General features: G+C 71.0%; 23 protein-coding genes. 8 read left to right on the top strand and 15 right to left on the bottom strand.

Annotated elements, in window-relative coordinates; genetic code table 11:
- Nucleotides 1-9: 9 nt before the first annotated feature.
- The 4 genes from OHT76_RS31790 to OHT76_RS31775 form a co-directional block, all read right to left on the bottom strand.
- Nucleotides 10-1,188, bottom strand: a complete 1,179-nt coding sequence (locus OHT76_RS31790) for an alginate lyase family protein (protein ID WP_328874279.1) — start codon at nt 1,186-1,188, stop codon at nt 10-12.
- Between the two features lie 166 nt (nt 1,189-1,354).
- Complete coding sequence (locus OHT76_RS31785; RefSeq protein ID WP_328874278.1) at nt 1,355-2,116, bottom strand: DUF3710 domain-containing protein; 762 nt, start codon at nt 2,114-2,116, stop codon at nt 1,355-1,357.
- 1 nt (nt 2,117) lies between these two features.
- Nucleotides 2,118-2,669 (bottom strand): dUTP diphosphatase, encoded by a 552-nt coding sequence (gene dut, locus OHT76_RS31780; protein ID WP_328874277.1) that lies wholly within the window; start codon nt 2,667-2,669, stop codon nt 2,118-2,120.
- On the bottom strand, nt 2,666-3,250 hold the full coding sequence (locus tag OHT76_RS31775; protein ID WP_328874276.1) for a PaaI family thioesterase: 585 nt from the start codon (nt 3,248-3,250) through the stop codon (nt 2,666-2,668). The genes dut and OHT76_RS31775 overlap by 4 nt, the downstream gene beginning before the upstream one ends.
- 58 nt (nt 3,251-3,308) lie before the next feature.
- On the opposite strand from OHT76_RS31775, the gene OHT76_RS31770 reads away from it, so the two are divergent.
- Nucleotides 3,309-3,767: a DUF3093 domain-containing protein gene (locus OHT76_RS31770; protein WP_328874275.1), complete on the top strand. Its 459-nt coding sequence runs from the start codon at nt 3,309-3,311 to the stop codon at nt 3,765-3,767.
- Nucleotides 3,768-3,817: 50 nt separating this feature from the next.
- On the opposite strand, the gene OHT76_RS31765 is transcribed toward OHT76_RS31770, so the two are convergent.
- From OHT76_RS31765 to OHT76_RS31750, 4 genes are all read right to left on the bottom strand, one after another.
- A complete protein-coding gene (locus OHT76_RS31765; protein ID WP_328874274.1) occupies nt 3,818-4,759 on the bottom strand; it encodes a hypothetical protein in 942 nt (313 codons plus the stop codon).
- A 13-nt stretch (nt 4,760-4,772) separates the two neighbouring features.
- Nucleotides 4,773-5,069: a DUF4193 domain-containing protein gene (locus OHT76_RS31760; protein WP_005481602.1), complete on the bottom strand. Its 297-nt coding sequence runs from the start codon at nt 5,067-5,069 to the stop codon at nt 4,773-4,775.
- A gap of 393 nt (nt 5,070-5,462) precedes the next feature.
- On the bottom strand, nt 5,463-6,698 hold the full coding sequence (locus OHT76_RS31755) for a sensor histidine kinase (RefSeq protein ID WP_328874273.1): 1,236 nt from the start codon (nt 6,696-6,698) through the stop codon (nt 5,463-5,465).
- Nucleotides 6,699-6,704: 6 nt separating this feature from the next.
- Nucleotides 6,705-7,358 carry a response regulator transcription factor gene (locus OHT76_RS31750; protein WP_007385219.1) on the bottom strand — a complete coding sequence of 218 codons (654 nt, stop codon included), beginning with the start codon at nt 7,356-7,358 and terminating at the stop codon, nt 6,705-6,707.
- Between the two features lie 417 nt (nt 7,359-7,775).
- Here OHT76_RS31750 and OHT76_RS31745 point away from each other — a divergent pair, with 417 nt between their 5' ends.
- Complete coding sequence (locus OHT76_RS31745) at nt 7,776-7,949, top strand: hypothetical protein (protein WP_003997305.1); 174 nt, start codon at nt 7,776-7,778, stop codon at nt 7,947-7,949.
- 103 nt (nt 7,950-8,052) lie between these two features.
- Here the strand turns inward: OHT76_RS31745 and OHT76_RS31740 are convergent, their stop codons facing one another.
- Together OHT76_RS31740 and OHT76_RS31735 are read right to left on the bottom strand one after the other, a co-directional pair.
- Complete coding sequence (locus tag OHT76_RS31740; protein WP_328874272.1) at nt 8,053-8,868, bottom strand: inositol monophosphatase family protein; 816 nt, start codon at nt 8,866-8,868, stop codon at nt 8,053-8,055.
- A 54-nt stretch (nt 8,869-8,922) separates the two neighbouring features.
- The gene (locus OHT76_RS31735) at nt 8,923-10,050 is read right to left on the bottom strand and encodes a ferrochelatase (protein WP_328874271.1); all 1,128 of its coding nucleotides are present in this window, start codon (nt 10,048-10,050) and stop codon (nt 8,923-8,925) included.
- A 173-nt stretch (nt 10,051-10,223) separates the two neighbouring features.
- Between OHT76_RS31735 and OHT76_RS31730 the strand changes: the two genes are divergently transcribed.
- From OHT76_RS31730 to sepH, 3 genes are all read left to right on the top strand, one after another.
- Complete coding sequence (locus OHT76_RS31730; RefSeq protein ID WP_328874270.1) at nt 10,224-11,468, top strand: MFS transporter; 1,245 nt, start codon at nt 10,224-10,226, stop codon at nt 11,466-11,468.
- The gene (locus OHT76_RS31725; RefSeq protein ID WP_328874269.1) at nt 11,428-12,747 is read left to right on the top strand and encodes a D-arabinono-1,4-lactone oxidase; all 1,320 of its coding nucleotides are present in this window, start codon (nt 11,428-11,430) and stop codon (nt 12,745-12,747) included. The genes OHT76_RS31730 and OHT76_RS31725 overlap by 41 nt, the downstream gene beginning before the upstream one ends.
- 393 nt (nt 12,748-13,140) lie before the next feature.
- Nucleotides 13,141-14,181, top strand: a complete 1,041-nt coding sequence (gene sepH / locus OHT76_RS31720; protein WP_328874268.1) for a septation protein SepH — start codon at nt 13,141-13,143, stop codon at nt 14,179-14,181.
- A 61-nt stretch (nt 14,182-14,242) separates the two neighbouring features.
- Here the strand turns inward: sepH and OHT76_RS31715 are convergent, their stop codons facing one another.
- Entirely contained in the window at nt 14,243-15,094 is an 852-nt protein-coding gene (locus OHT76_RS31715; protein WP_328874267.1) for a sulfurtransferase, read from the bottom strand.
- Nucleotides 15,095-15,389: 295 nt separating this feature from the next.
- Between OHT76_RS31715 and OHT76_RS31710 the strand changes: the two genes are divergently transcribed.
- Together OHT76_RS31710 and OHT76_RS31705 are read left to right on the top strand one after the other, a co-directional pair.
- Nucleotides 15,390-16,193 carry a VOC family protein gene (locus OHT76_RS31710; RefSeq protein ID WP_328874266.1) on the top strand — a complete coding sequence of 268 codons (804 nt, stop codon included), beginning with the start codon at nt 15,390-15,392 and terminating at the stop codon, nt 16,191-16,193.
- A 79-nt stretch (nt 16,194-16,272) separates the two neighbouring features.
- Nucleotides 16,273-16,776, top strand: a complete 504-nt coding sequence (locus OHT76_RS31705) for a DUF4352 domain-containing protein (RefSeq protein ID WP_328874265.1) — start codon at nt 16,273-16,275, stop codon at nt 16,774-16,776.
- Here OHT76_RS31705 and OHT76_RS31700 read toward each other — a convergent pair.
- Genes OHT76_RS31700 through OHT76_RS31685 form a run of 4 tightly spaced genes read right to left on the bottom strand, consistent with a single transcriptional unit; the run spans nt 16,773 to nt 22,192 of the window.
- Nucleotides 16,773-17,420 (bottom strand): thymidine kinase, encoded by a 648-nt coding sequence (locus OHT76_RS31700; protein WP_250071171.1) that lies wholly within the window; start codon nt 17,418-17,420, stop codon nt 16,773-16,775. The genes OHT76_RS31705 and OHT76_RS31700 overlap by 4 nt on opposite strands.
- Nucleotides 17,421-17,466: 46 nt before the next feature.
- Nucleotides 17,467-18,657, bottom strand: coding sequence for an alkaline phosphatase family protein (locus tag OHT76_RS31695; RefSeq protein ID WP_328874264.1), 1,191 nt, complete (start codon nt 18,655-18,657; stop codon nt 17,467-17,469).
- On the bottom strand, nt 18,657-19,253 hold the full coding sequence (locus OHT76_RS31690) for a DUF5998 family protein (RefSeq protein WP_328874263.1): 597 nt from the start codon (nt 19,251-19,253) through the stop codon (nt 18,657-18,659). Before OHT76_RS31690 ends, OHT76_RS31695 begins: the two co-directional genes overlap by 1 nt.
- Before the next feature lie 41 nt (nt 19,254-19,294).
- Entirely contained in the window at nt 19,295-22,192 is a 2,898-nt protein-coding gene (locus OHT76_RS31685) for a bifunctional acetate--CoA ligase family protein/GNAT family N-acetyltransferase (RefSeq protein ID WP_328874262.1), read from the bottom strand.
- A gap of 177 nt (nt 22,193-22,369) precedes the next feature.
- Here OHT76_RS31685 and OHT76_RS31680 point away from each other — a divergent pair, with 177 nt between their 5' ends.
- Nucleotides 22,370-22,651 carry an HPr family phosphocarrier protein gene (locus OHT76_RS31680; protein WP_328874261.1) on the top strand — a complete coding sequence of 94 codons (282 nt, stop codon included), beginning with the start codon at nt 22,370-22,372 and terminating at the stop codon, nt 22,649-22,651.
- Nucleotides 22,652-22,787 lie beyond the last annotated feature (136 nt).

Here is a 22,787-nt window from a genome sequence, read left to right as displayed (position 1 = left end):
CCCCCCGGCTCAGGAGGGGTTGTCCCCGTGGGTGAGGGTCTCCCAGGCGACGAAGAGGTTGTTGCTGCCGGCCGGGCGCCTGCTCTCGGTCAGCGTCTCGGTGTTGGTCATGGCGTGGCCGAGACGGTTGTGCAGGGCGTTGTAGCCGACCTCGGTGACCGGCCCGAGCCCCAGATGCAGGGAGCCGCCGCACAGCCAGCTCGGCACGGCCGTACCGAGTTCGTACTTGGCCTGGAACCCGAGCGCGTGCCGCAGCCGCTCGCCGACGTCGGTGCCGTACAGGTCCTCGCCCTGGATCCGGCTGGTCTCGGCGACGTGCGAGATCGCGGAGATGCCGTAGCCGGTGTGCGTGAGGTCGCGGCAGGTCTCCTGGGTGAGGCCGGTGACGAAGGTCGACTGGCCCTGCCAGTAGTTGACGATCTTCTCGCGGGTGTTGAGGTTCTGGCTCGGCACGGTCTTCGGCAGCTCGCCGTCGGAGGCGAGGTAGACGTAGGCGGCGGTGCGGGTGCGGAACTTCGCCATGGCCTTGTCGTACGACGCCTTGTCCTCCAGGAAGACGGAGATGCCGATGGCGGCCTCCATCATCGACAGCTCCCAGTTCCCGTTGGAGTTGGAGCCGTTGATGATCTCGGGCAGGTAGACATTGCGGAGCATGGTGGCGAAGCGGCCGGAGTTCGGCCAGCCGCCGGTGTACGTGTACTTGATGATCTCGGCGGCCTTGGGCCAGGAGGAGCCTGCCCAGCCGGTCTGCAGCGGGGCGTTGCTGTTGGTGTGGTCCGTGATGACCGCGGACCAGGCGTCCATCAGCTGGATGGACTTCTGCGCGTAGCGCGCGTCCCGCGTGATGTACCAGGCGAGGGCGTTGGTGTACGCGGCTATCGCGTCCTCGCGCTCGTCCGTGCAGCCGTAGTTGGGGTTGGAGTAGGAGCCGCACTCGACGACCGCGCGGGGCTTGGGGGTGCGGTTCAGGTCGGCGTACTTGCTCGCCATCATCTGGTCGTAGGCGCCCTTCCAGGGCTGGGCGCCGGCCAGGACCTTGGAGCGGGCGAAGTCCAACTGGCCCTTGGAGACCGTGACTCCGGGATGGGTGAAGGTGGCGGGCGCCGCGTCGGCGCCGGGCGCGGACGGCCAGGCGAGGACACCGGCGACGAGGGCGGCGACGGCCGCGAGCAGTCCGGTTCTGCGCATAGGTGGGGGGCCTTCCGTTCTCGTATATGAACGTGAAGCGCCTTTATGAACAGACGCGTTGGCCGGAGACAATAGGTCCAGACCAATACGTCGTCAAGAGTCCGCACGCGAGAAAGGGCCGCACCCCTGAGGGGTACGGCCCTTTCCTTACGTTCCTTACGACTGTCTAGCGGACCTCGGTGATCTCCGGTCCGCGCTGCAACTGCCCCATGCCGCCGGAGAACCGAGATCCGGCCTCCTCCTGCTGGACCCCTTCGGGGACCATCTGGGCGTCGTTCGGCAGCTTCAGGACGATCGGGTCGCGGGGCGCCATCGGGCCCTCGCCGCGGACCACGACCGTGTCCCGGAAGATCTGCTCCAGTAGCCCGGCCGCCTGCGGCTGCACCGCGCCCTGGCCCGAGATCACACCGCGCAGGAACCAGCGCGGACCGTCCACCCCGACGAACCGCACGACCTGGAAACCGCCCGTGCCGTCCGGCAGCTGGACCGGGACCTGCGCCCTGAGCTCCCAGCCCAGCGGACCCTCGACCTCGTCGATGATGCCGCCCTGCTGGGTGATGCCGGAGCCGATCTCCTCGCGCACCTCGCCCCAGATGCCCTCCCGCTTGGGAGCGGCGAAGGCCTGCAACTGGATGGCGCTGTCGCGCAGGACGACGGTCGCCGCGACGATCGCGTCGCCCGCTACCTCGACCCGCAGTTCCATGCCCTCGACTCCGGGCACGAAGAGCCCGCCCAGGTCCACCCGGCCCTCGCCGGGCTCGCGCACCTCGGTGCTGTCCCACGGTCCGTCGGGCCGCGGCTCCGGCTCCAGGCGCACGCGCTCGCGCGTGCCTTCGTCGTCCGCCTCGGTGTCGACGCCGTCGACGACCTGCTCGGGCTCGCCGGCCGCGTCCTCGGCGGCACCCTTCTTCTTGCGACGTCCGAACACGTCACTGTCCTTCCCGGTCGGATACGACCGAAGCGTATCTAGTCCCACCCGTCGTGCCGCCCTCGGCGGCCTGACCGCTTGTGCCGCGCCCGCCGTCCACGGCAGCGTGTCCACCGGTGGACCCGAAGCCCCCCTCGGCCCGCGCCGAGTCGGGAAGCTCCGCCACCTCCTGGAAGCGGACCCTCTCGACCTGCTGGACGACCAGCTGGGCAATCCGGTCGAAGCGCTCGAACCGCACGGTCTCGCGCGGGTCGAGATTCACCACGATCACCTTGATCTCCCCACGGTACCCGGCATCAACCGTCCCTGGGGCATTCACCAGAGCGACACCGCAGCGGGCGGCCAGACCGGAACGTGGGTGCACGAAGGCCGCGTACCCCTCCGGGAGCGCCACAGACACCCCCGTCGGCAGCACCGCACGCTCCCCCGGCTTCAATTCACAGGCCTCGGTGGTGCGCAGATCCGCCCCCGCGTCGCCGGGATGCGCGTACGACGGAAGCGGTACGTCCGCATCGACACGGCGGATCAGCACGTTCAGGGGGTCACGGCTCACGGGTTCACCTCGAAGGCGCGGGCCCGCCGCACCTGGTCCGGGTCGTTCATGGCGGCCTGGATCTCCTCCTGGCGGCCGTTGTCGATGAAGTGGTCGACCTTGACCTCGATGAAGAGCGCGTCGGCGCGGACGGCGACCGGTCCCTCGGGGCCGCCGACCCGTCCGGTGGCGGTGGAGTAGATCTTCCGCCCGGCCACCGCGGTCACCTCGGCCTGCAGATGCAGCACGGTCCCGACCGGTACGGGGCGCCGGAAGTCGGTCTCCAGACGTCCGGTCACGGCGATGGTCCGCAGCAGCCAGTTCAGCGAGCCCAGGGTCTCGTCGAGGGCGGTCGCGAGGATGCCGCCGTGTGCGAGACCCGGCGCGCCCTGGTGCTCGGGGCGCACGGTGAACTCGGCGGTGAGACAGACCCCTTCGCCCGCCCGCGCCTGCAGGTGCAGCCCGTGCGGCTGCTCGCCGCCACAGCCGAAACACTGGCCGTAGTGCGCGCCGAGAAGCTCACCGGGCGCGGGAGCATCAGGGTGTCGCACCGGTTTCACGGCGTCGGCCGGGGGCTGAAGGCTTGCGGATGTACCACTCACAGCCGCAGACCTTACCCGCGCGTCGGCGCCTCCCGGACACCGTGCCAAGCTTGGATCCATGCAGCTCTCCGCCACCCCGTACGAAGAACGCCTCACCGCCCCCCGCTCGTGGTGGCTGATGTCGGTACTGGTCGGCGTCTCCATGGCGCTGATCGTGCTCCCCTTCGGCACCCTGCCGATGCTCGGCGCCCTGGCCGGCGGTACGGCCGCGGCGGCGGTGGTGGCCAGCACGTACGGCTCGGTCCGGATCCGGGTGGTGGGCGACTCGCTGATCGCGGGCGAGGCGAAGATCCCGGTCACGGCGCTCGGCGAGACGGAGATCCTGGACCCGGAGGAAGCCCGGGCCTGGCGCACGCACAAGGCCGACACCCGCGCCTTCCTGCTGCTGCGGGCCTACATCCCCACGGCACTGCGCGTGGAGGTCACCGACCCCGAGGATCCGACGCCGTACCTGTACCTGTCGACGCGGGAGCCGCAGGCGCTGGCGGAGGCGATCAGGACGGCGAAGGCGGCCTAGCACTGTTGACCGATGGGTCCCCGGTACGGGGACCCAAGCAGGGCGTCGTCTCAGCTGCCGGGCCTGCCGCGCCAGAGCCGCTTGGGGCGGACCTCCTGCGCGACCTCGCCCATCGTGAGCGGGTCGGCCGGTTTCTCCAGCGGCGGGAGGTCGGTCAGCGCCTCCCAGGGCACCTGGATCTTGCGCAGGTCAGCGCGGATCCGGTCGGCCAGCTTCTTGGTGTCTCTGCGGTTCATCAGCGCGCCCACGGCCGCGCCGACCATGAACGGCATCAGATTCGGCAGGTTGCGCACCATTCGCTTCATGATCTGCTGACGCAGCTGGTGCTTCATATGGGTGTTCAGCGTCGAACTCACCGTCGACGGCTTGGTCACGTCGATCCCGCGCTCCCCCGACCAGGAGTCCAGATACGCGGTGGAGCGCTGTTTCAGGTTCCCCGGCGGACGTACGCCGTAGACCTCGTGGAGTTCGGCGATCAGCTTCAGCTCGATCGCGGCGACTCCGGTGATCTCCGCGGCCAGCTCTGTCGGCATCGCCGGCGGTACGGGCAGCATCGCGGCCGCGCCGATGCCCGCGCCGACGGTGGACGTCGCGGTCATCGCACCCGCCACGAGCTTGTCGGCGAGCTGCTCGGGGCCGAGGCCCGGGAACTGTCTGCGCAGGGTCGCGAGGTCCCGTACGGGCACCCGCGGGGCGTTCTCGATGATCCGGTCGGCGAGGTAGGCGAGCCCCGCCTTGGCGCGGCTGCCGCCCTTGCGGACGCCTTCCCGGGCCTTGTCCCCGACCACCGCGGCCCGTCGCCGGGCCACGGGCGTCGGTGCCTGCGCCGGCACCGGCGAATCGCCAGGGCCGGCCGCCGGTTCGAGCGAGGCCGATCCGGAATCGGATGAGCCCCGCTCGTCGTCACGCGCGCCGTGCGGGCCGCCGGGCGGCCCTTGGTCCGCTCCCCGCGCGGGAAAGCGGCGCTTCCAGGGAGAGGTCGAGCCAGTCACGGCCGACCCGTCCTCAGTCGCAGTCGCGGCAGATCGGCTGACCGTTCTTCTCCCGGGCCAGCTGGCTGCGGTGGTGCACCAGGAAGCAGCTCATGCAGGTGAACTCGTCCTGCTGCTTGGGCAGCACCCGGACGGCCAGCTCCTCGTTCGAGAGGTCCGCGCCGGGCAGCTCAAGGCCTTCCGCGGCCTCGAATTCGTCGACGTCCACTGCGGAGGTCGACTTGTCGTTCCTACGGGCCTTGAGCTCTTCAAGGCTGTCCGAGTCGACGTCGTCGTCGGTCTTGCGTGGGGTGTCGTAATCCGTTGCCATGTCGCTCTCCCCCTCTGGGTGTCTGCGGTGTCTCCAGCGCACGTAACGCGTGAGAGGCCGGACTTGTGCCCGACCCGAGGCGGAGATTTTGCCTCACATCAAGGTCTGTTACTCAATCGACACCCAACCGGACTCCTCAAGAGTGATCGGCTTGGATGGCGATGCGGACCGTACACGGTCCCAATGCCGCACTTCAAAGGCGTCTCACCGTGTACTTCCCGTGATCAAGACCCCCGAAAACCCGGATTTTCCCGGCTTTCCGACCGGTCGCATGATCACGGAGAGTAGATGGCCGGAAATTCGCCCTTGTGATCGATCACACACGGTACCGCTCCGCGAGTGCCCAGAAAATTCCGCGCAAAGCGAACATCCCGAAGTGTCGCCTTATCGATCTCACACGGGCAGAGCCACTCGCATCACCAGCCCACCGCCCTCGCGGGGCTGTGCCGTGATGTGCCCGCCGTGCGCCCGGGCCACGGACCGCGCGATGGACAGACCGAGCCCGACGCCCTTGTCGCTGCCCGTGCGCTCCGTCCGCAGCCGCCGGAACGGCTCGAAGAGATTGTCGATCTCGTACGCCGGGACGACCGGCCCCGTGTTGGACACGACGAGCACCGCCTGGCCGTGCTGGAGCTCGGTGGTGACCTCGACCCAGCCGCCCTCCGGGATGTTGTACCGCACGGCGTTCTGTACGAGGTTCAGGGCGATCCGCTCCAGCAGGACGCCGTTGCCCTGCACGACCGCGGGATCGCGCTTGCCGCGGATCTCCACGCCCCTGCCCTCCGCCTCGCCGTGCACCTGGTCGACGGCCTGCTCGGCCACCTCGGCGAGGTCGACCGGCTTGCGCTCGACGATCTGGTTGTCGCTGCGGGCGAGCAGCAGCAGGCCTTCCACCAGCTGCTCGCTGCGCTCGTTGGTGGCCAGCAGCGTCTTGCCGAGCTGCTGGAGCTCCACCGGCGCTTCCGGGTCGGACAGGTGCACTTCCAGGAGCGTGCGGTTGATCGCGAGCGGGGTGCGCAGCTCGTGCGAGGCGTTGCCGACGAAGCGCTGCTGGGCGGTGAAGGCCCGCTGGAGGCGCTCCAGCATGTCGTCGAAGGTGTCGGCGAGCTCCTTGAGCTCGTCGTCCGGGCCGTCCAGCTCGATCCGCCGGGACAGGTCGGAGCCGGCCACCGCGCGGGCGGTGCGGGTGATCCGGCCGAGCGGCGACAGGACGCGGCCCGCCATGGCGTAGCCGAAGGCGAAGGCGATGACGGCGAGGCCGAGCAGGGCCAGCAGGGAGCGGCTGAGCAGGGTGTCCAGGGCGTGCTGGCGCTGTTCGTTCACGCACTCGTTGAGCGCGCGGTTGAGCTCGTCCGCGGGCAGGCTGGTGGCCCGCATGTTGCACATGTCGCTGGAGACCTGACCGGACAGGACCCTGAAGGGCAGATCACTGCCGACGTTCAGCGCGCTCGCGGCGAGCAGATAGATGATCGACAGCAGCAGGATGCCGGCGATCAGGAACATCCCGCCGTAGAGCAGGGTGAGCCGTATGCGGATGGTGGGGCGCAGCCAGGGGAAGGGCTGCACGGGCCTTCTCGGGTCCCAGGTCGGCTTGGGGGGCGCCTGGGGCGGGGCGGGGGTCGCTGCCATGGGGGATCAGATCCGGTAGCCGGAGCCGGGGACGGTGACGATGACGGGGGGCTCGCCCAGCTTGCGGCGCAGCGTCATGACGGTGACGCGGACGACGTTGGTGAACGGGTCGGTGTTCTCGTCCCAGGCCTTCTCCAGCAGCTGTTCCGCGGAGACGACGGCGCCCTCGCTGCGCATCAGTACTTCGAGGACGGCGAACTCCTTGGGCGCGAGCTGGACCTCCTTGCCGTCGCGGAAGACCTCGCGGCGGTTGGGGTCGAGCTTGATCCCGGCGCGCTCCAGGACGGGCGGCAGCGGGACGCTGGTGCGGCGGCCGAGGGCACGCACGCGTGCCGTGAGCTCGCTGAAGGCGAAGGGCTTGGGGAGATAGTCGTCGGCGCCGATCTCCAGGCCCTCGACGCGGTCGCTGACGTCGCCGGAGGCCGTGAGCATCAGCACGCGGGTGGGCATGCCGAGCTCGACGATCTTGCGGCAGACGTCGTCGCCGTGCACGAGCGGGAGGTCGCGGTCGAGGACGACCACGTCGTAGTCGTTGACGCCGATGCGCTCCAGGGCGGCCGCACCGTCGTACACGACGTCGACGGCCATGGCCTCCCGGCGTAGTCCGGTGGCCACCGCATCGGCGAGCAGTTGCTCGTCCTCGACGACGAGTACGCGCACGTCGCTGTTCCTTCCTGATGTCCACCCGCGTAGCGCCGCTGGGGCGCACGGGCAGGGGTCCGGTGGGGTGTGTTGGCCTCCATCCTGCCCTTTTCGGCCATAAGTCGGCGGTAAGACGGGTGAGTGACGCATGAAGGACGGGTGTGAGGCCCGGGAATGCGAGATTTTCCGCGGGGGTTGAGGTTTCCGTGAGGGAGAGCGGGGGGAGGACGGCTTTACACCCCGCGATCACGCTCCGCTTGTGCCGCACCACCATGCGGTACGCGGCAATCCGCTTTCCGCAGAGCGGTCGTGGATGTCCGGCACCGTCGCCGCCCGGCATGGGCAGCGCTGGGCACCCACAGGAGACGTGATCGCCCCTTCCGAACGGCACACCCCCGTGCCACCGACCCACGACCCAGGACGAGGGGGCACAGCATGGACGCATTCACCGCAGGGCTTCTGCAGCGCATAAGGGCGACCGAGTCCGACCTGACGCGGGCTCGTGACGAGGGCGACGACTTCCTCGTCGAAGTGGAGCAGGGCGAACTCGACGACCTGCGCCGCCTCGCCGCCGAGCACGGTGTGGAAGTCGGCGCGTCCAGCGTCTGACCAGCACGTACGCACACGAGCGGGCCCCCGGCGAATCCAGCGCCGGGGGCCCGCTCGTCGTTTTCGAGAGCACCTTCGAGCAACTCGAGCAACTTCGAGCAGTTCAGTCCCGCCAGGCGCCGAAGTCCTCCAGCAGCCGCTGGAGGGGCTCGAAGACACCCGGGGTGGCGGCGATCGCCAGCTCGCCCGTGGGGCCCTCTCCGGGGCGTCCACCGGTCAGGGCGCCCGCCTCCCGGGCGATCAGGTCACCCGCGGCGAGGTCCCAGGGGTGCAGCCCGCGTTCGTAGTAGCCGTCCAGCCGGCCCGCGGCGACGTCGCACAGGTCGACCGCCGCCGAGCCGGAGCGCCGGATGTCCCGCAGCAGCGGGATCAGCCTGTGGGCGACCTCCGCCTGGTGGATCCGGACCTCGGTCACATAGTTGAAGCCCGTGGAGACCAGCGCCTGTTCCAGCGGCGGCGCCGGGCGGCAGACCAGCTCGCGCTCGCCCTCCCAGGCACCGGTGGCCCAGGCGCCGGCGCCGCGGACCGCGTGGTACGTCTCGCCGCGCATCGGGGCCGCGACGACCCCGACGACGGTCTCGCCGTCCTGCTCGGCGGCGATGGAGATCGCCCAAGTCGGCAGTCCGTACAGGTAGTTGACCGTGCCGTCGAGCGGGTCTATCACCCAGCGCACCCCGCTGCTGCCCTCGGTGGCGGCGCCCTCCTCACCGAGGAAGCCGTCGTCGGGGCGCTGGTCGGAGATCAGGTCGGTGATCAGCTTCTCGGCCGCGATGTCCATCTCGGTGACCACATCGATCGGGCTCGACTTGGTCTTGGCGACCGCGAGGTCGGCCGGGCGGCCGTCGCGCAGCAGGTCGCCCGCGCGGCGCGCGGCCTCCTGGGCGAGGCGCAGCAGGTCCGAGTGCAGGGGGTCGGTCACGGGGCTCCTCAGGCGTAGGGCTGTGGGTCGCGGCGGGGCGAGGTGCGGCGGTCCTCAGGCATAGGGGCTGTCGGCACCCGCCGCGGCGGGCCGGGGCGCGCGCGCCGGGCAGCAGCCGACCGGGCAGAGGTTGTGGCTCGCACCCAGCGCGCCCAGGGCGCACGGCGTGACCGCCCTGCCGCTCTCGGCGGCGGCCCGCTCCAGGACGAGCTCACGGACGGCCGCGGCGAACCGGGGGTCGGCGCCGACGGTGGCCGAGCGGCGCACCGGCAGACCCAGCTCCTTGGCCTTGGCCTTGGCCTCGGTGTCGAGGTCGTACAGGACCTCCATGTGATCCGAGACGAAGCCGATGGGGGCCATCACCACGGCCGGGACGCCGGAGGCGTGCCGCTCCTCCAGGTGGTCGCAGATGTCGGGCTCCAGCCAAGGGATGTGCGGGGCGCCGGAGCGGGACTGGTAGACGAGCTGCCAGGGGTGGTCGACGCCGGTGCGCTCGCGGACCGCGTCGGCGATCAGCCGAGCCACGTCCAGGTGCTGCTCGACGTACGCCCCGCCGTCGCCGTGGTCCTCGACGGGACCCGAGCTGTCCGCGGCCGCGTTCGGGATGGAGTGGGTCGTGAACGCGATGTGGGCGCCGCCCCGGACCTCCTCGGGGAGGTCGGCCAGGGAGCGCAGCACGCCGTCGATCATGGGCTCCACGAAGCCCGGGTGGTTGAAGTAGTGCCGCAGCTTGTCGATCTTCGGCAGCTCCAGGCCCTCGAGGTCCAGGGCGGCGAGCGAGTCGGCGAGGTTCTCGCGGTACTGGCGGCAGCCCGAGTACGAGGCGTAGGCGCTGGTGGCGAGGACGAGGATGCGGCGGCGGCCGTCGCGCACCATCTCGCGCAGCGTATCCGTCAGATACGGCGCCCAGTTGCGGTTGCCCCAGTAGACCGGCAGGTCCAGGCCGTGGTCGGCGAAGTCCTTGCGCAGGGCGTCGAGGAGTGCGCGGTTCTGGTCGTTGATGGGGCTGACCCCGCCGAACAGGAAGTAGTGCTGTCCGACTTCCTTCAGCCGTTCCTTGGGGATGCCGCGCCCGCGCGTCACGTTCTCCAGGAACGGAACCACGTCGTCCGGGCCCTCGGGGCCGCCGAAGGAGAGCAGGAGGAGGGCGTCGTAAGGGCTGGCATCGAGCGCGTCTGGCATGCGTCCGATCCTGCCACCCGGCACTGACAGCCGGGAAACGGCGGGGTGTCGACCTGGGTCTCCGACCGGCCGATCGGGTGCGTTAGGGTCACCTAACTCGTAAGCTGTATCGGCCACGTACACGCCTTACCCGGCGCGCCTCCCGCGCCTCCCGCCCAGCGACCGGAGAACCCGTGCCCAGCCCCTACCGCGCCCTGTTCGCCGCCCCCGGCTCCAAGGGCTTCTCCGCCGCCGGCTTCCTCGGCCGGATGCCCCTGTCGATGATGGGGATCGGCGTGGTGACGATGGTGTCCCAGCTGACCGGGCGGTACGGCCTGGCCGGCGCCCTCTCGGCCACCATCGCGCTCGCCGCCGCGGTGGCCGGACCGCAGGTCTCGCGGCTCGTGGACCAGTACGGCCAGCGGCGCGTACTGCGCCCGGCGACACTGGTCTCGCTCGCCGCGGCGGCCGGACTGCTGCTCGCCGCGCACTACCGCTGGCCGGACTGGACGCTGTACGTCTTCAGCGCCGGCATCGGCTGTGTGCCGAGCGTCGGCGCGATGGTCCGCGCCCGCTGGGCGGCCGTGTACCGGGACACCCCGCAACTGCACACCGCGTACTCCTTCGAGTCCGTGGTGGACGAGGTCTGCTTCATCTTCGGGCCGATCATCTCCATCGGGCTCTCCACGGCCTGGTTCCCGGAGGCCGGTCCGCTGCTCGCGGCCTGCTTCCTGGCGGCCGGTGTCTTCTGGCTGACCGCCCAGCGCGCCACCGAGCCCGTCCCGCACCCACGCGCGCGGGACGAGGGGCGCGGCAGCAGCGCCCTGCGCTCCCCCGGCCTCCAGGTCCTGGTGGCCACCTTCGTGGCGACCGGCGCGATCTTCGGCGCGGTCGACGTGGTCACCGTGGCCTTCGCGGAGGAGCAGGGCCACAAGAGCGCGGCGAGTATCGTCCTCGCCCTGTACGCGGCCGGTTCCTGTGTCGCGGGCGCCGTGTTCGGGCTGCTGCACCTCAAGGGGGCGCCCGAACCTCGCTGGCTGCTGGGCATATGCGCGATGGCCGTGAGTATGATCCCCCTCCTACTGGTCGGAAACTTGCCGTTTCTGGCCGTGGCGCTGTTCCTTGCGGGGCTCTGCATCGCTCCCACGATGATCACGACGATGTCCCTCATCGAACAGCACGTACCACGCGCGCAACTGACCGAGGGCATGACCTGGGTGAGCACCGGGCTCGCGGTCGGGGTCGCGCTCGGCTCCTCCATGGCCGGCTGGGTGATCGACGCGGCCGGTGCGCAGGCCGGGTACGGGGTTCCGGCGGTCTCCGGAGCCGTCGCGGTCGCGGTCGGTTTCCTCGGGTACCGCCGGCTCAATCGGCCGGCTCCGCGTCGGGGAGGCACCGTTGAGCAGCACAGCGAGCGGGAAGAACGGCACGTGGCGTAACTGGGGCGGAAACGTCTCGGCCCGCCCCGCGCGGGAGGTCACGCCCGCCTCGGTCGAGGAACTGGCGGATGCCGTACGGAAAGCGGCCGAGGACGGCCTGAAGGTGAAGCCCGTCGGCAGCGGGCACTCCTTCACGTCGATCGCCGCCACCGACGGTGTGTTGATCCGCCCTCAACTGTTGACCGGCATCCGCAATATTGACCGGAACGCCATGACGGTCACGGTGGAAGCCGGTACCCCGCTCAAGAGACTCAACATGGCCCTGGCTCGCGAGGGTCTGTCGCTGACCAACATGGGCGACATCATGGAGCAGACGGTCTCCGGGGCCACCAGCACCGGCACCCACGGCACGGGCCGGGACTCGGGCTCGATAGCCGCCCAGATCACGGCACTTGAGCTGATCACGGCCGACGGCTCGGTGATCGGCTGCTCGGAGAAGGAGAACCCTGACGTCTTCGCCGCCGCCCGCACCGGCGTCGGCGCCCTCGGCATCGTCACTGCGATCACCTTCGCCGTGGAGCCGGTCTTCCTGCTGACGGCCCGCGAGGAGCCGATGACCTTCGACCGGGTCACCCAGGACTTCGACGAACTGTGGGCCGAGAACGAGCACTTCGAGTTCTACTGGTTCCCGCACACCGGCAACACCAACACCAAGCGCAACAACCGCAGCGCGGGCCCGGAGCGCCCGGTGGGACAGCTCAAGGCCTGGTTCGAGGACGAGTTCCTCTCCAACGGCGTCTTCCAGGCCGCGCAATGGATCGGCCGCGCGGCGCCCGCCACGATCCCGGCCATCGCCCAGATCTCCAGCAAGGCCCTGTCCGCGCGGACGTACACGGACATCCCCTACAAGGTCTTCACGTCGCCGCGCCGGGTGCGCTTCGTGGAGATGGAGTACGCCGTCCCGCGCGCGGCAGCGGTCGAGACGCTGCGCGAGTTGAAGGCGATGGTCGAGCGCTCGGGCCTGAAGGTCAGTTTCCCCGTGGAGGTGCGCACCGCCCCGGCCGACGACATCACCCTGTCCACCGCCTCGGGCCGGGACAGCGCGTACATCGCCGTCCACATGGCCAAGGGGACCCCGTACCAGCGGTACTTCACCGCCGCCGAGCGCATCTTCACCGCGCACGAGGGCCGGCCGCACTGGGGCAAGGTGCACACCCGGGACGCCGAGTACTTCGCCGGGGTCTATCCGCGCTTCGGCGAGTTCACTGCGCTGCGGGATCGACTGGATCCGAATCGGCTGTTCCAGAACGACTACTTGCGGAGGGTTCTGGGGTCGTAGCGAAGGCGTCGGGTTCCGTGAGGTACGCCACGTTCGAGATGCCCCAACTCCCTTGCCGGACGGCTGAGTCCCGCCTCTTGCGCCAACTTCGGCGGCGCGCCAATCCACGCACGTGGCCCAAATGGAGTACTGTTGCGAGCCCTGGGTCCGGTCTCCCGCCAGGGCGTCCGTGGCCTTCAAGGACCGCCGGGAGGGGGCTAGTTGCACAGGGTGACGGAGTTTGTCACTTAGCGTTGCGAATAGGTAACCGTGCCATAACGGCGATCCAGGGCCCGTGCCCGACACGCCGGGCAACTCGGCAAGGTTGTGGCAGGCTGCACCCGGGCAGGCCACACTCGACTAGCGGAAGCAGCGACGCACGTGACGTCGGCAGGCACCACCCGGGAGGTCCCCATGCCCGAACTGCGTGTCGTGGCCGTCTCCAATGACGGCACACGGCTGGTGCTGAAGGCTGCCGACGCAACGGAGTACACGCTTCCGATCGACGAACGGCTCCGTGCCGCCGTGCGCGGCGACCGTCCCCGCCTCGGCCAGATCGAGATCGAGGTGGAGAGCCATCTCCGCCCCCGTGACATCCAGGCGCGTATACGCGCGGGTGCCACGGCGGAGGAAGTCGCGCAGATGGCGGGCATTCCCGTCGACCGCGTCCGTCGCTTCGAGGGCCCCGTCCTGGCCGAGCGTGCCTTCATGGCCGAGCGGGCCCGCAAGACCCCGGTCCGCCGCCCCGGTGAGAACGCCGGACCCCAGCTCGGCGAGGCGGTCCAGGAGCGACTGACCCTGCGCGGCGCCGAGAAGGACACCGTGCAGTGGGACTCCTGGCGCCGCGACGACGGCACCTGGGAGGTCCTGCTGGTCTACCGGGTCGCGGGCGAACCGCACTCGGCGAGCTGGACGTACGACCCGCCCCGGCGGCTCGTCCAGGCCGTCGACGAGGAGGCGCGCTCGCTGATCGGCGAGTCCGAGGACCTCGCCGCTGCCGAGCCCAGCTTTCCGTTCGTCCCGCGTATCGCCCGGCTGCCGCGCGACCGCCCGCTGGACCGTTCCCTCGACCGGGAGCGGCCGAGCCTGCCGGCGCCGACTCCCGAGCCGGTCGAGGAGACCGTGAGCGAACGGGACTCCCTGACCAGCCTGTTGGAGGCCGTCCCGAGCTTCCGCGGCGACCTCGTCGTACCGGAGCGGCCGTCGGAGACCCCGCCGCCGGAGGAGCCCCCCGCCGCCGAGCCCGCGGCGGAGGAACCGCCGGCGCCCGCGGCCTCGGCCGGTTCCGCCTACGCGGACGTCCTGATGCCCCGCTCCGTGGGCAGCCACCGCGACCGGCTCATCGGCTCGACCGACCGCCAGGCCGAGGCCGACGGCGTCCGCCCGGGCCGCCGAGCGGCGGTCCCGAGCTGGGACGAGATCGTGTTCGGGACGCGGCGGAAGAAGCAGGAGTAGTTCGTCGGACGAGGACGGGGCCGCGCTCCCTGAGTGAGTGCGGCCCTTTCCTGTTGCCCGGCTACTGCGGATCCGGTCCCACGGCAACGGGCCGCTCCGGGTCCGAGGACCACTCCGACCAGGAGCCCACGTAGAGCGCGGCCGGGATGCCCGCGACCGCAAGCGCCAGCACCTCGTGCGCCCCGGAGACACCCGAACCGCAGTACACGCCCACAGCCGTGTCGTCTTCGGCGCCGAGGGCCTTGAAGTGCGCGTGCAGTTCCTCGGCGGGCAGGAAGCGGCCGTCGGCGGCGACGTTCTCGTTGGTCGGCGCGGACACGGCGCCCGGGATATGTCCGCCGACCCGGTCGATCGGCTCCACCTCGCCCCGGTAGCGCTCACCCGCGCGAGCGTCCAGCAGCAGCCCGGAGCGGGCGAGCGCCGCGGCGCCGTCCGCGTCGAGCAGGCCCGCCGATGCCGGGTTCGGCTGGAAATCGCCCTCCTCCGGGGTCGGCACCGAGGTCTCCAGCGGCCCGTCCCAGGTCGGCAATCCGCCGTCGAGGACCCGCACATCCGGGTGACCCGTCCAGCGCAACAGCCACCACGCGCGTGCCGCCGCCCAGCCCTGTCCGCCGTCGTACACGACCACCGGGCGCCCGGCCGTGACGCCCGCGCGGCGCATCGCGGCGCCGAAGTCGGCGAGGTCCGGCAAGGGATGCCGGCCCGCCGTACCGGGTGCGGAGGCGAGCTCTTCGTCCAGGTCGACGAAGACCGCGCCGGGGAGGTGTCCGGCCGCGTATTCGGCCCTTCCGTCGAAGGGCGGCTCGCCCGCCGCTCGAGCCACGCTCAACTGCCAGCGGACGTCGAGCAGCACCGGCGCACGGAGTCCGGCCAGGTCGCCGGCGAGTTCGGTTGCGGAGATGATGGCGTTCATGGCCACCATCCTCGCGTACGGGGTGGCCGCAACGTCCAGGTCCGGCTACTCTGCTCGGCCGGACAGCCCCGATCACGAGGCGTACGGGATCGGGCACATGCTGTACAGCCGATCGACACCCGTGGGCAATCACACGGAGACGGACGAGAAACGGCACACCGGGCATCCTCCGGGCACAGCGCGGTACGGCGGCGCGCCCGGGACGCGCGGCACCACGGGTGGTGCGAGCATCGGCACCGGGGTCCGGAGAGCGGAATCGAGGCGGCCACCGCGAGGGGCCGAGGAGAGAGTGACGATGACCGAGGCACGGGGGTCGGCCGGCCTGAACGGCGAAGCGCACGCTCGGCACGCGCCCGGCTCGCCCTGCTGGGTGAGTCTGATGGTGCACGGGCTGGCCGCGACCCAGGAGTTCTACGGGGAGCTGTTCGGCTGGGAGTTCCGGCCCGGACCGCAGCAGCTCGGCCCGTATGTACGGGCGCTGCTCGACGGGAAAGAGGTGGCCGGCATCGGCCAACTGCCGCCGGACCGCCATCTGCCCATCGCCTGGACGCCCTACTTCGCCTCGACGGACGTGGACCTGACGGCCGAGACGGTACGGCTGTGCGGTGGCACGGTGGGGGTGGGCCCCCTGGACGCCGCCGAGGCCGGCCGCCTCGCGATCTGCTCCGACCCCTCCGGCGCCGTCTTCGGCGTCTGGCAGGCCGCGGCCCACCTCGGCATCGCCCTCACCGGCGTCCCCGGCACACCGGTCTGGAACGAGCTGCTGACCTTCGAGACGGCCGGCGTGGCCAAGTTCTACGAGACGGTATTCGGCCACGAACAGCAGGCAGTCGCCTCAGCGGACTTCGACTACGTCACCCTCCACCTGGCCGGCCGCACCATCGCCGCAATCCTCGGCCTCGGCCAGACCCTCCCCCGCGACCGGGGCCCCCACTGGATGACCTTCTTCGAGGTGGCCGACACAGACGAATCAACCTCCCAAGTCGTCACCCTGGGCGGCCACATCCTCAAACCCCCACACGACAGCGCCCTGGGCCGCATGTCCACAGTGGCAGACCCGGAGGGCGCGAGGTTCTCACTGCTCCAGAGCAGGCCCTGAACCTCCCGGCTCGCCGGGGGGACGGGCCGGGCGGATCCTGGAGACATCAGCCGCTCCGCGCGAGTGATCGGGAGGAGCGATGCGTCGTCGTACCGCACCGTTGTTGGCCTCCGTGTTGGCGGGCTCGGCTCTGGCTCTGGCCCCTCTGTCGTCCGACGGGAAGGTCGGGGACACCCTGAGCCTCACGGGCCTCCAGGACGGGGAGAAGCTGGACGTCACCGTGACCAAAGTCGTGGATCCGGCACGTGCCGAGAACTCGATCTTCAAGCCGGACGAGGGCGACCATCTCGTCGCCGTCCAGTTCCGCATGAAGAACACGGGCACAGTCGAGTACACCGACGCGCCATCGTTCGGCGCGGAGGTGATCGACCAGAAGGATCAGCGCTTCGACGCGTCGGTCCTCCACGCCACCACCGCCGGGGCCGAGTTCCCCGGCAGCGTCACGATCCGGCCCGGAGCCAAGGCTGTCGGCTTCCTCACCTTCGAAGTGCCCGACGGATCCCGCGTCGTCACCGTCCAATACACGATGAACAGCGGCTTCGCCGACGACACCGGCGAATGGAAGGTCCCCAAGGCCCGCTAGGCCGACGGCACCGGCAGAACATCCGGGGACAGTGCCGCTGCCCTTGCCGTGGCTGCTGTCATGCGGCGGCGGTGGTGGCGGCGGCAGAGGACCTCATAGCCGATGGTGTCTGATTGGTCGACGTCGCCGACGACAACCTGGGCGCCCTCGACCACCATCTCGCCGCCTACCGTGCGGGCGTTGTGGGTCGCGCGGGCGCCGCACCAGCACAGGGCCTCGACCTGGAGGACCTCGACGCGGTCGGCCAGTTCCACCAGGCGCTGGGAGCCGGGGAAGAGCTTGGAGCGGAAGTCGGTGGTGATGCCGAAGGCGTAGACGTCCAGGCCCAGGTCGTCCACCACGCGCGCGAGTTGGTCGATCTGCTCCGGGGCCAGGAACTGCGCCTCGTCGGCGATGACGTAGTCCGCGCGGCCGCCCTGGGACAAGTGGTCCACCAGGTACGCGTACAGGTCCTGGCCGTCCTCGACCTCCACCGCGTCCGTGACCAGGCCGAGGCGTGAGGAGAGCTTGCCCTCGCCCGCGCGGTCGTCGCGGGTGAAGATCATGCCGACCAGGCCGCGCGCCGAGCGGTTGTGCTCGATCTGGAGAGCCAGCGTCGACTTCCCGCAGTCCATCGTTCCGGAGAAGAACACCAGCTCGGGCATGGGGTGTTGAGCACCTTTCGGCAACAGGGTCGTACGGGGCTTGGCTTCAGGAGCGTACTTCGAGCAGCGGAACCAGCTGTTCCGCCGGGGTCATCGAGCCGTGGTTGCCGACCATCGCCGACTCCTTCGGCTCCCGCTCGGAGGCGATGATCAGCACATCGTCGCGAGCGGCCGCGACGACGTCGCCGATCCGGGCGTACACCCGCTCGTCGATGTGCGGGCCGAACCAGCCCGCCGCGATCGCTTCCTCCCGCGAGGCCACCCAGAACTGCTCGCCGAGCACCTCGCGCCAGCAGGTCAGGACGTCGCTCTCGGCGCCCGGCACCGCGTACACATGGCGCGCGCGGCCCTCGCCGCCCAGCAGGGCGACCCCGGCGCGCAGCTCCCAGTCCTCGTCGAAGTCGATCCGGTGCTGCTCGTCGAAGGGCACATCGACCATGCCGTGGTCGGCGGTGACGTAGAGCGCGGTGCGCGGCGGCAGCTGCTCGGCGAGGCGCTGGACGAGCCGGTCGACGTACATGAGCTGGCCGCGCCACATGTCCGAGTCGACGCCGAAGCGATGGCCCGCGCCGTCCACCTCGGCGTAGTACGTGTAGACCAAGGAGCGGTCACCTGCGGCCAGTTGCTCGGCCGCGAGGTCCATGCGCTCCTCGCCGCTGAGCCGCCCGTGGAAGGTGCCGCCGCTCAGCGCCACCTTGGTCAGCGGGGTGTTCTCGAAGGCCGGCGACGACACCTGCGCGGCGTGCACACCCGCGTTGTGGGCGATCTGGAAGACGGTGGGGTACGGCTGCCAGGGCCGCGGCGCGGTCCACGGCTGCCAGCGCAGCTGATTCATCAGCTCACCGGTCGCGGGATTGCGCACGGTGTACCCGGGCAGCCCGTGCGCCCCGGGCGGCAGTCCGGTGCCGACGGAGGCGAGGGAGCTCGCGGTGGTCGCCGGGTAGCCTGTGGTGAGCGGCCGTCCCGTGCCGCCGCGGGAGCTGGCGAGGAGCGACGTCATGAACGGCGCCTCCTCGGGGTGCTCCTTCAGCTGCTCCCAGCCGAGACCGTCGATCAGGAACACGCAGTTCCGGTCGGCCGGGGCCAGCTCACTGATCGCGGCGGTCATGCCCGGTACGTCCATGCCGGCGGCCAGCGTGGGCAGCAGATCGGCGAGCGAGCCCGTGCCGTACTCGGGGAGGGGGGCGGAGTCGAGGGGCAGCGGTTGCGGGTCGTGCTCCCAAACAGGCTGGGCCATTATCGGGTGGTGTCCGCGGTCGCCTCGGAGAGCGCCTGCGCGAAGGCGAGCGCCTGGCGGACCGTCTCCGGGCCGTCGCCGGCCTCGCTGACACGCAGGCTGAGATCGTCGGCGGTGGAACTGCCCGTGTAGCCGTGGTCGGCCTCGCAGTTGGGGTCGCCGCAGGCGGCCGGCTCCAGATCGATCCGGGAGACCGCGCCCCAGCCGATGGTCAGCACGACCTCGCGGGGCAGCGTGCCCGGCGTGTACGACTCCGGGTTGGCGACCACCCGGCTGAGCACGACCGACGAGATCCGGCCGATCTTGACCGACTCCGTGGAGGTCGTGGCGTACGGGGTCGGGGAGGTGGTGTCCGCGGCCTGCTCGTCGGTGTGGCTGACGATGAAGCGGTTGTCGGTGAGGACCAGCACGGTGACATGCCGCCGCACCTCGTTCTGATCGAACGTGGTCTCCTGGTGGACCAGGTACGACCGGATGGGCTCGCCGCCCACGGCGGCCTCCACCGCCTCGGCCACGAGGGCCGGGTAGTAGCCGCTGCGCTCGATCGCCGCTCGCAGCCCCTGGGTCGTCGTACTGGTCTTGGCCATGGCCCCCATCCTACGGGGGCCCACTGACTGCGAGGGACCGCTCGCGCCCCTCAGTAGGCGGGGAGCGTGCGCGGGCCGAGGTCGTCGCGGGCGGGCGGCGGGGCCAGCCGTACGGTGGCGCCGAGCACGGTCAGACCGTGCGGGGCGACGACGACCGGCTCCAGGGTCACGGCGACGACCTCGGGGTGGTCGTGGACCAGGCGCGACACCCGGAGCAGCAGCTCCTCCAGTGCGGGGGTGTCGACCGGGGTCGAACCTCGCCAGCCGAACAGGAGCGGCGCCGTCCGGATCGAGCGCACCAGGGAGGTCGCCTCGCGGTCGGTGACCGGGATCAGGCGGTGCGCCATGTCCCCGAGGAGCTGGGACGCGGCCCCGGCGAGCGCGAACGACAGCACGGCACCGGCCGCCGGGTCGATCACGGCCCGTACGACGGTGTCCACCCCGCGCGGAGCCATCGCCTGCACGACCGGCCGCAGCTCCTCCGGCTTCCCGAACAGCTCGACCAACTCGGCGTACGCCCGCCGCAGTTGCTCCTCGTCCGCGAGATCCAGCCGTACGCCCCCCAGGTCGGCGCGGTGTCGCAGGTGCGGGGCGGTGGCCTTGAGGGCGACGGGGTAACCGACGGCCCGGGCGGCTTCGGCGGCGTCGTCGGGAGTGGGCGCGGGAAGGGCCCGCAGCACGTGAATGCCGTACGTCCCGAGCAGCTCACAGGTCTCCTCGGACCCGAGCGTGAGCCCCTGCCCCCTCGCCAGCAGCCCATCGATCAGCGCGGCCGCTCCCCGCTCGTCGATGTCCTCGTACTCGGGCACTCGCCCGGGCTCGGCGGCTTCCCGCCGCCACTGGGCGTACTTCACGGCTTCGGCGAGGGCACGGACGGCTCGCTCGGCGGCGGGGTAGGCGGGGATGAGGCGGGGTTCGCGCGCGTCTTCGTCAGGTGCCTCCGCCTTGCCGGAGCCGGCCTGTTCCACCAGGCCGCGGGCATGCGTGCCGCCCAGGGCGGCTCCCGGCCCATCGAAGGCCGGCACCCCGTGAGCGCCGGGCTGCTCGACCGGCCCCGCCTCGACCGCGGCGCCCGGTGCCGTACTGGCAGCCGCCGACAGCGCTTCCGCCAACCCGCCCAGTTCCACATGCACCACCAGCACCGGCTTCCCCGGCACCTCCTCCGCCGCCGACCGCAGTGCCTCCGCCAGCACCGCGTCCCCCGGCGACGGCTCCCCGATCGCCGGGATCGCGGTCACCACGACGGAGTCGCAGGTGTCGTCGGCCAGCGCTCGCGACAGCGCCGCCCGGAAGTCCCGCGCCGAAGCTCCCGTCGTCAGGTCCAGCGGCGGCAGCGGCCGTAGCCCTTCGGACAGGCACGCGTCGTACGTCAGCAGGCCCAGGGACTCGGAGTTGCCGAGGATCGCCACGCGCGGACCGGCCGGCAGCGGCTGGCGGGCGAGCAGCAGCCCCGCGTCGACGAGCTCGGTGATCGTGTCCACCCGGATCACCCCGGCCTGCCGCAGCAGGGCCGACACGGTGGCATGCGGCAACCGCGTCGCCCGTACGGCATGCCCCTGCGGAGCCGCCCCGCCGTGCCGCGCGCCCTGCACCACGACCAGCGGCTTCGCCGCCGCCGTCCGCCGGGCGAGCCGGGTGAACTTGCGCGGGTTGCCGATGGACTCCAGGTACATGAGGGCCACATCGGTGTCCGGGTCGTCGTACCAGTACTGGAGGACGTCATTGCCGGACACATCGGCCCGGTTCCCGGAGGAGACGAAGGTGGACACACCGGTGACCCCGGTGACCCCGCCGCCGCGCCGGTGCAGCCGGGACAGCAGGGCGATGCCGATGGCGCCGGACTGGGCGAACAGCCCTATCCGCCCGGGGCGTGGCATCTCGGGCGCGAGCGAGGCGTTCAGCCGTACGTCCGCCGAGGTGTTGATGACCCCGAAGGCGTTCGGCCCGATGATCCGCATGCCGTACGCGCGCGCGTGCCGGACGAGTTCGCGCTGGCGGTCACGCCCTTCGGGCCCGCTCTCGGCGTACCCGGCGGAGACCACGACCAGCCCCTGGACGCCGTGCTCACCGCACTCGGTGACGACCTCGGGAACCTGTTCGGCGGGCACGGCGACGACGGCGAGGTCGACATGGCCGTCGATGTCGCGCACCGAGCGGTAGGCGGGTACCCCGGCGAGCTCCTTCAGCTCGTCGGGGAACGCCTGATTGACGGCGTAGAGCGGCCCTTGGAACCCGCCCTCCCGGATGTTGTCGAGGACGCTGCGGCCCACCCCACCCGGGTTACGGCCCGCGCCGATCACGGCCACGGAGCCGGGGACCAGCAGCCGTTGGACGGACCGCGCCTCGGCGCGCTGTTCGCGCGCGTGCTGCACGGCGAGCGAGCGGTCGGTCGGCTCCAGGTCGAACTCCAGGCGGACTACGCCGTCCTCGAAGCTGCGCTTCTGGGTGTACCCGGCGTCCGTGAACACCTTGATCATCTTGGTGTTGGCGGGCAGCACCTCGGCGGCGAACCGGCGGATCCCGCGCTCGCGCGCGACCGCGCCGATGTGTTCGAGCAGCGCGGAGGCGACCCCGCGTCCCTGATGGGCGTCCTGGACGAGGAAGGCGACCTCGGCCTCGTCCGCGGGGGCGGAGGCGGGCAGCCCGTCGGCACCAATGCGGTCATAGCGTACGGTTGCGATGAACTCGCCGCCGATCGTGGCCGCGAGTCCCACCCTGTCCACAAAGTCGTGGTGCGTGAAGCGGTGGACGTCCTTGGCGGACAGGCGCGGGTAGGGCGCGAAGAAGCGGTAGTACTTCGACTCGTCCGAGACCTGCTCGTAGAAGCTGACCAGGCGCTCGGCGTCATCAACGGTGATGGGGCGGATGCGTGCGGTGCCGCCGTCGCGCAGCACCACGTCGGCTTCCCAGTGGGCGGGGTACTCGTGCCGGTCCGACGCGCTCTGCATGGGGCCCAGAGTACGGCTCGCGTCCGACAACGGCGCGAGGCAGTCTGTGGAGGACGAGTGTCGGATCGAGGCCGCGGTCCGACGACCACACGGGACGGGACGAAGGTCCGTACCGGGCACGCTTCACGTTGTGGAACACTGGTCTAGACAACCTGAGAACCTGAAGGGCAGCATCACATGGCTGAGCGCCGCGTCAACGTCGGCTGGGCCGAGGGCCTCCACGCCCGCCCCGCCTCCATCTTCGTCCGAGCCGCCACGGCCGCAGGCGTCCCCGTGACGATCGCCAAGGTCGACGGCAACCCCGTCAACGCGGCCTCCATGCTGGCTGTTCTGGGCCTGGGCGCCCAGGGCAACGAGGAGATCGTGCTCGCCTCCGACGCCGAGGGTGCGGACGCCGCCCTCGACCGTCTGGCGAAGCTGGTCTCCGAGGGTCTCGAAGAGCTCCCCGAGACCGTCTGAGTAATTGCCGGGCGCGGCACTCGCCGCTTCCCCGAAGGGCTCGTCCGAATTACCGGGCGGGCCCTTCGCATTTTCCACTTCCGGGCAGCGAAAATAGTCCCCCGGGAATTACACCCTCTTTGTATACGGTGCGCAT

The organism is Streptomyces sp. NBC_00287 (assembly GCF_036173105.1).
Taxonomy (GTDB): Bacteria; Actinomycetota; Actinomycetes; order Streptomycetales; family Streptomycetaceae; genus Streptomyces.
This window is presented reverse-complemented; position numbering and strand designations above follow the sequence as displayed.

Excerpts from the sequence above, each read along its gene's own strand:
- OHT76_RS31745 (WP_003997305.1), top strand. The coding sequence starts at position 7,776 with ATGGACGCATTCACCGCAGGGCTTCTGCAGCGCATAAGGGCGACCGAG.
- OHT76_RS31690 (WP_328874263.1), bottom strand. The coding sequence starts at position 19,253 with ATGGGGGCCATGGCCAAGACCAGTACGACGACCCAGGGGCTGCGAGCG.
- OHT76_RS31710 (WP_328874266.1), top strand. The coding sequence starts at position 15,390 with ATGACCGAGGCACGGGGGTCGGCCGGCCTGAACGGCGAAGCGCACGCT.
- OHT76_RS31760 (WP_005481602.1), bottom strand. The coding sequence starts at position 5,069 with ATGGCAACGGATTACGACACCCCACGCAAGACCGACGACGACGTCGAC.
- OHT76_RS31735 (WP_328874271.1), bottom strand. The coding sequence starts at position 10,050 with ATGCCAGACGCGCTCGATGCCAGCCCTTACGACGCCCTCCTCCTGCTC.
- OHT76_RS31715 (WP_328874267.1), bottom strand. The coding sequence starts at position 15,094 with ATGAACGCCATCATCTCCGCAACCGAACTCGCCGGCGACCTGGCCGGA.
- OHT76_RS31790 (WP_328874279.1), bottom strand. The coding sequence starts at position 1,188 with ATGCGCAGAACCGGACTGCTCGCGGCCGTCGCCGCCCTCGTCGCCGGT.
- OHT76_RS31685 (WP_328874262.1), bottom strand. The coding sequence starts at position 22,192 with ATGCAGAGCGCGTCGGACCGGCACGAGTACCCCGCCCACTGGGAAGCC.
- OHT76_RS31700 (WP_250071171.1), bottom strand. The coding sequence starts at position 17,420 with ATGCCCGAGCTGGTGTTCTTCTCCGGAACGATGGACTGCGGGAAGTCG.
- OHT76_RS31695 (WP_328874264.1), bottom strand. The coding sequence starts at position 18,657 with ATGGCCCAGCCTGTTTGGGAGCACGACCCGCAACCGCTGCCCCTCGAC.
- OHT76_RS31770 (WP_328874275.1), top strand. The coding sequence starts at position 3,309 with ATGCAGCTCTCCGCCACCCCGTACGAAGAACGCCTCACCGCCCCCCGC.
- OHT76_RS31755 (WP_328874273.1), bottom strand. The coding sequence starts at position 6,698 with ATGGCAGCGACCCCCGCCCCGCCCCAGGCGCCCCCCAAGCCGACCTGG.
- sepH (WP_328874268.1), top strand. The coding sequence starts at position 13,141 with ATGCCCGAACTGCGTGTCGTGGCCGTCTCCAATGACGGCACACGGCTG.
- OHT76_RS31680 (WP_328874261.1), top strand. The coding sequence starts at position 22,370 with ATGGCTGAGCGCCGCGTCAACGTCGGCTGGGCCGAGGGCCTCCACGCC.
- OHT76_RS31705 (WP_328874265.1), top strand. The coding sequence starts at position 16,273 with ATGCGTCGTCGTACCGCACCGTTGTTGGCCTCCGTGTTGGCGGGCTCG.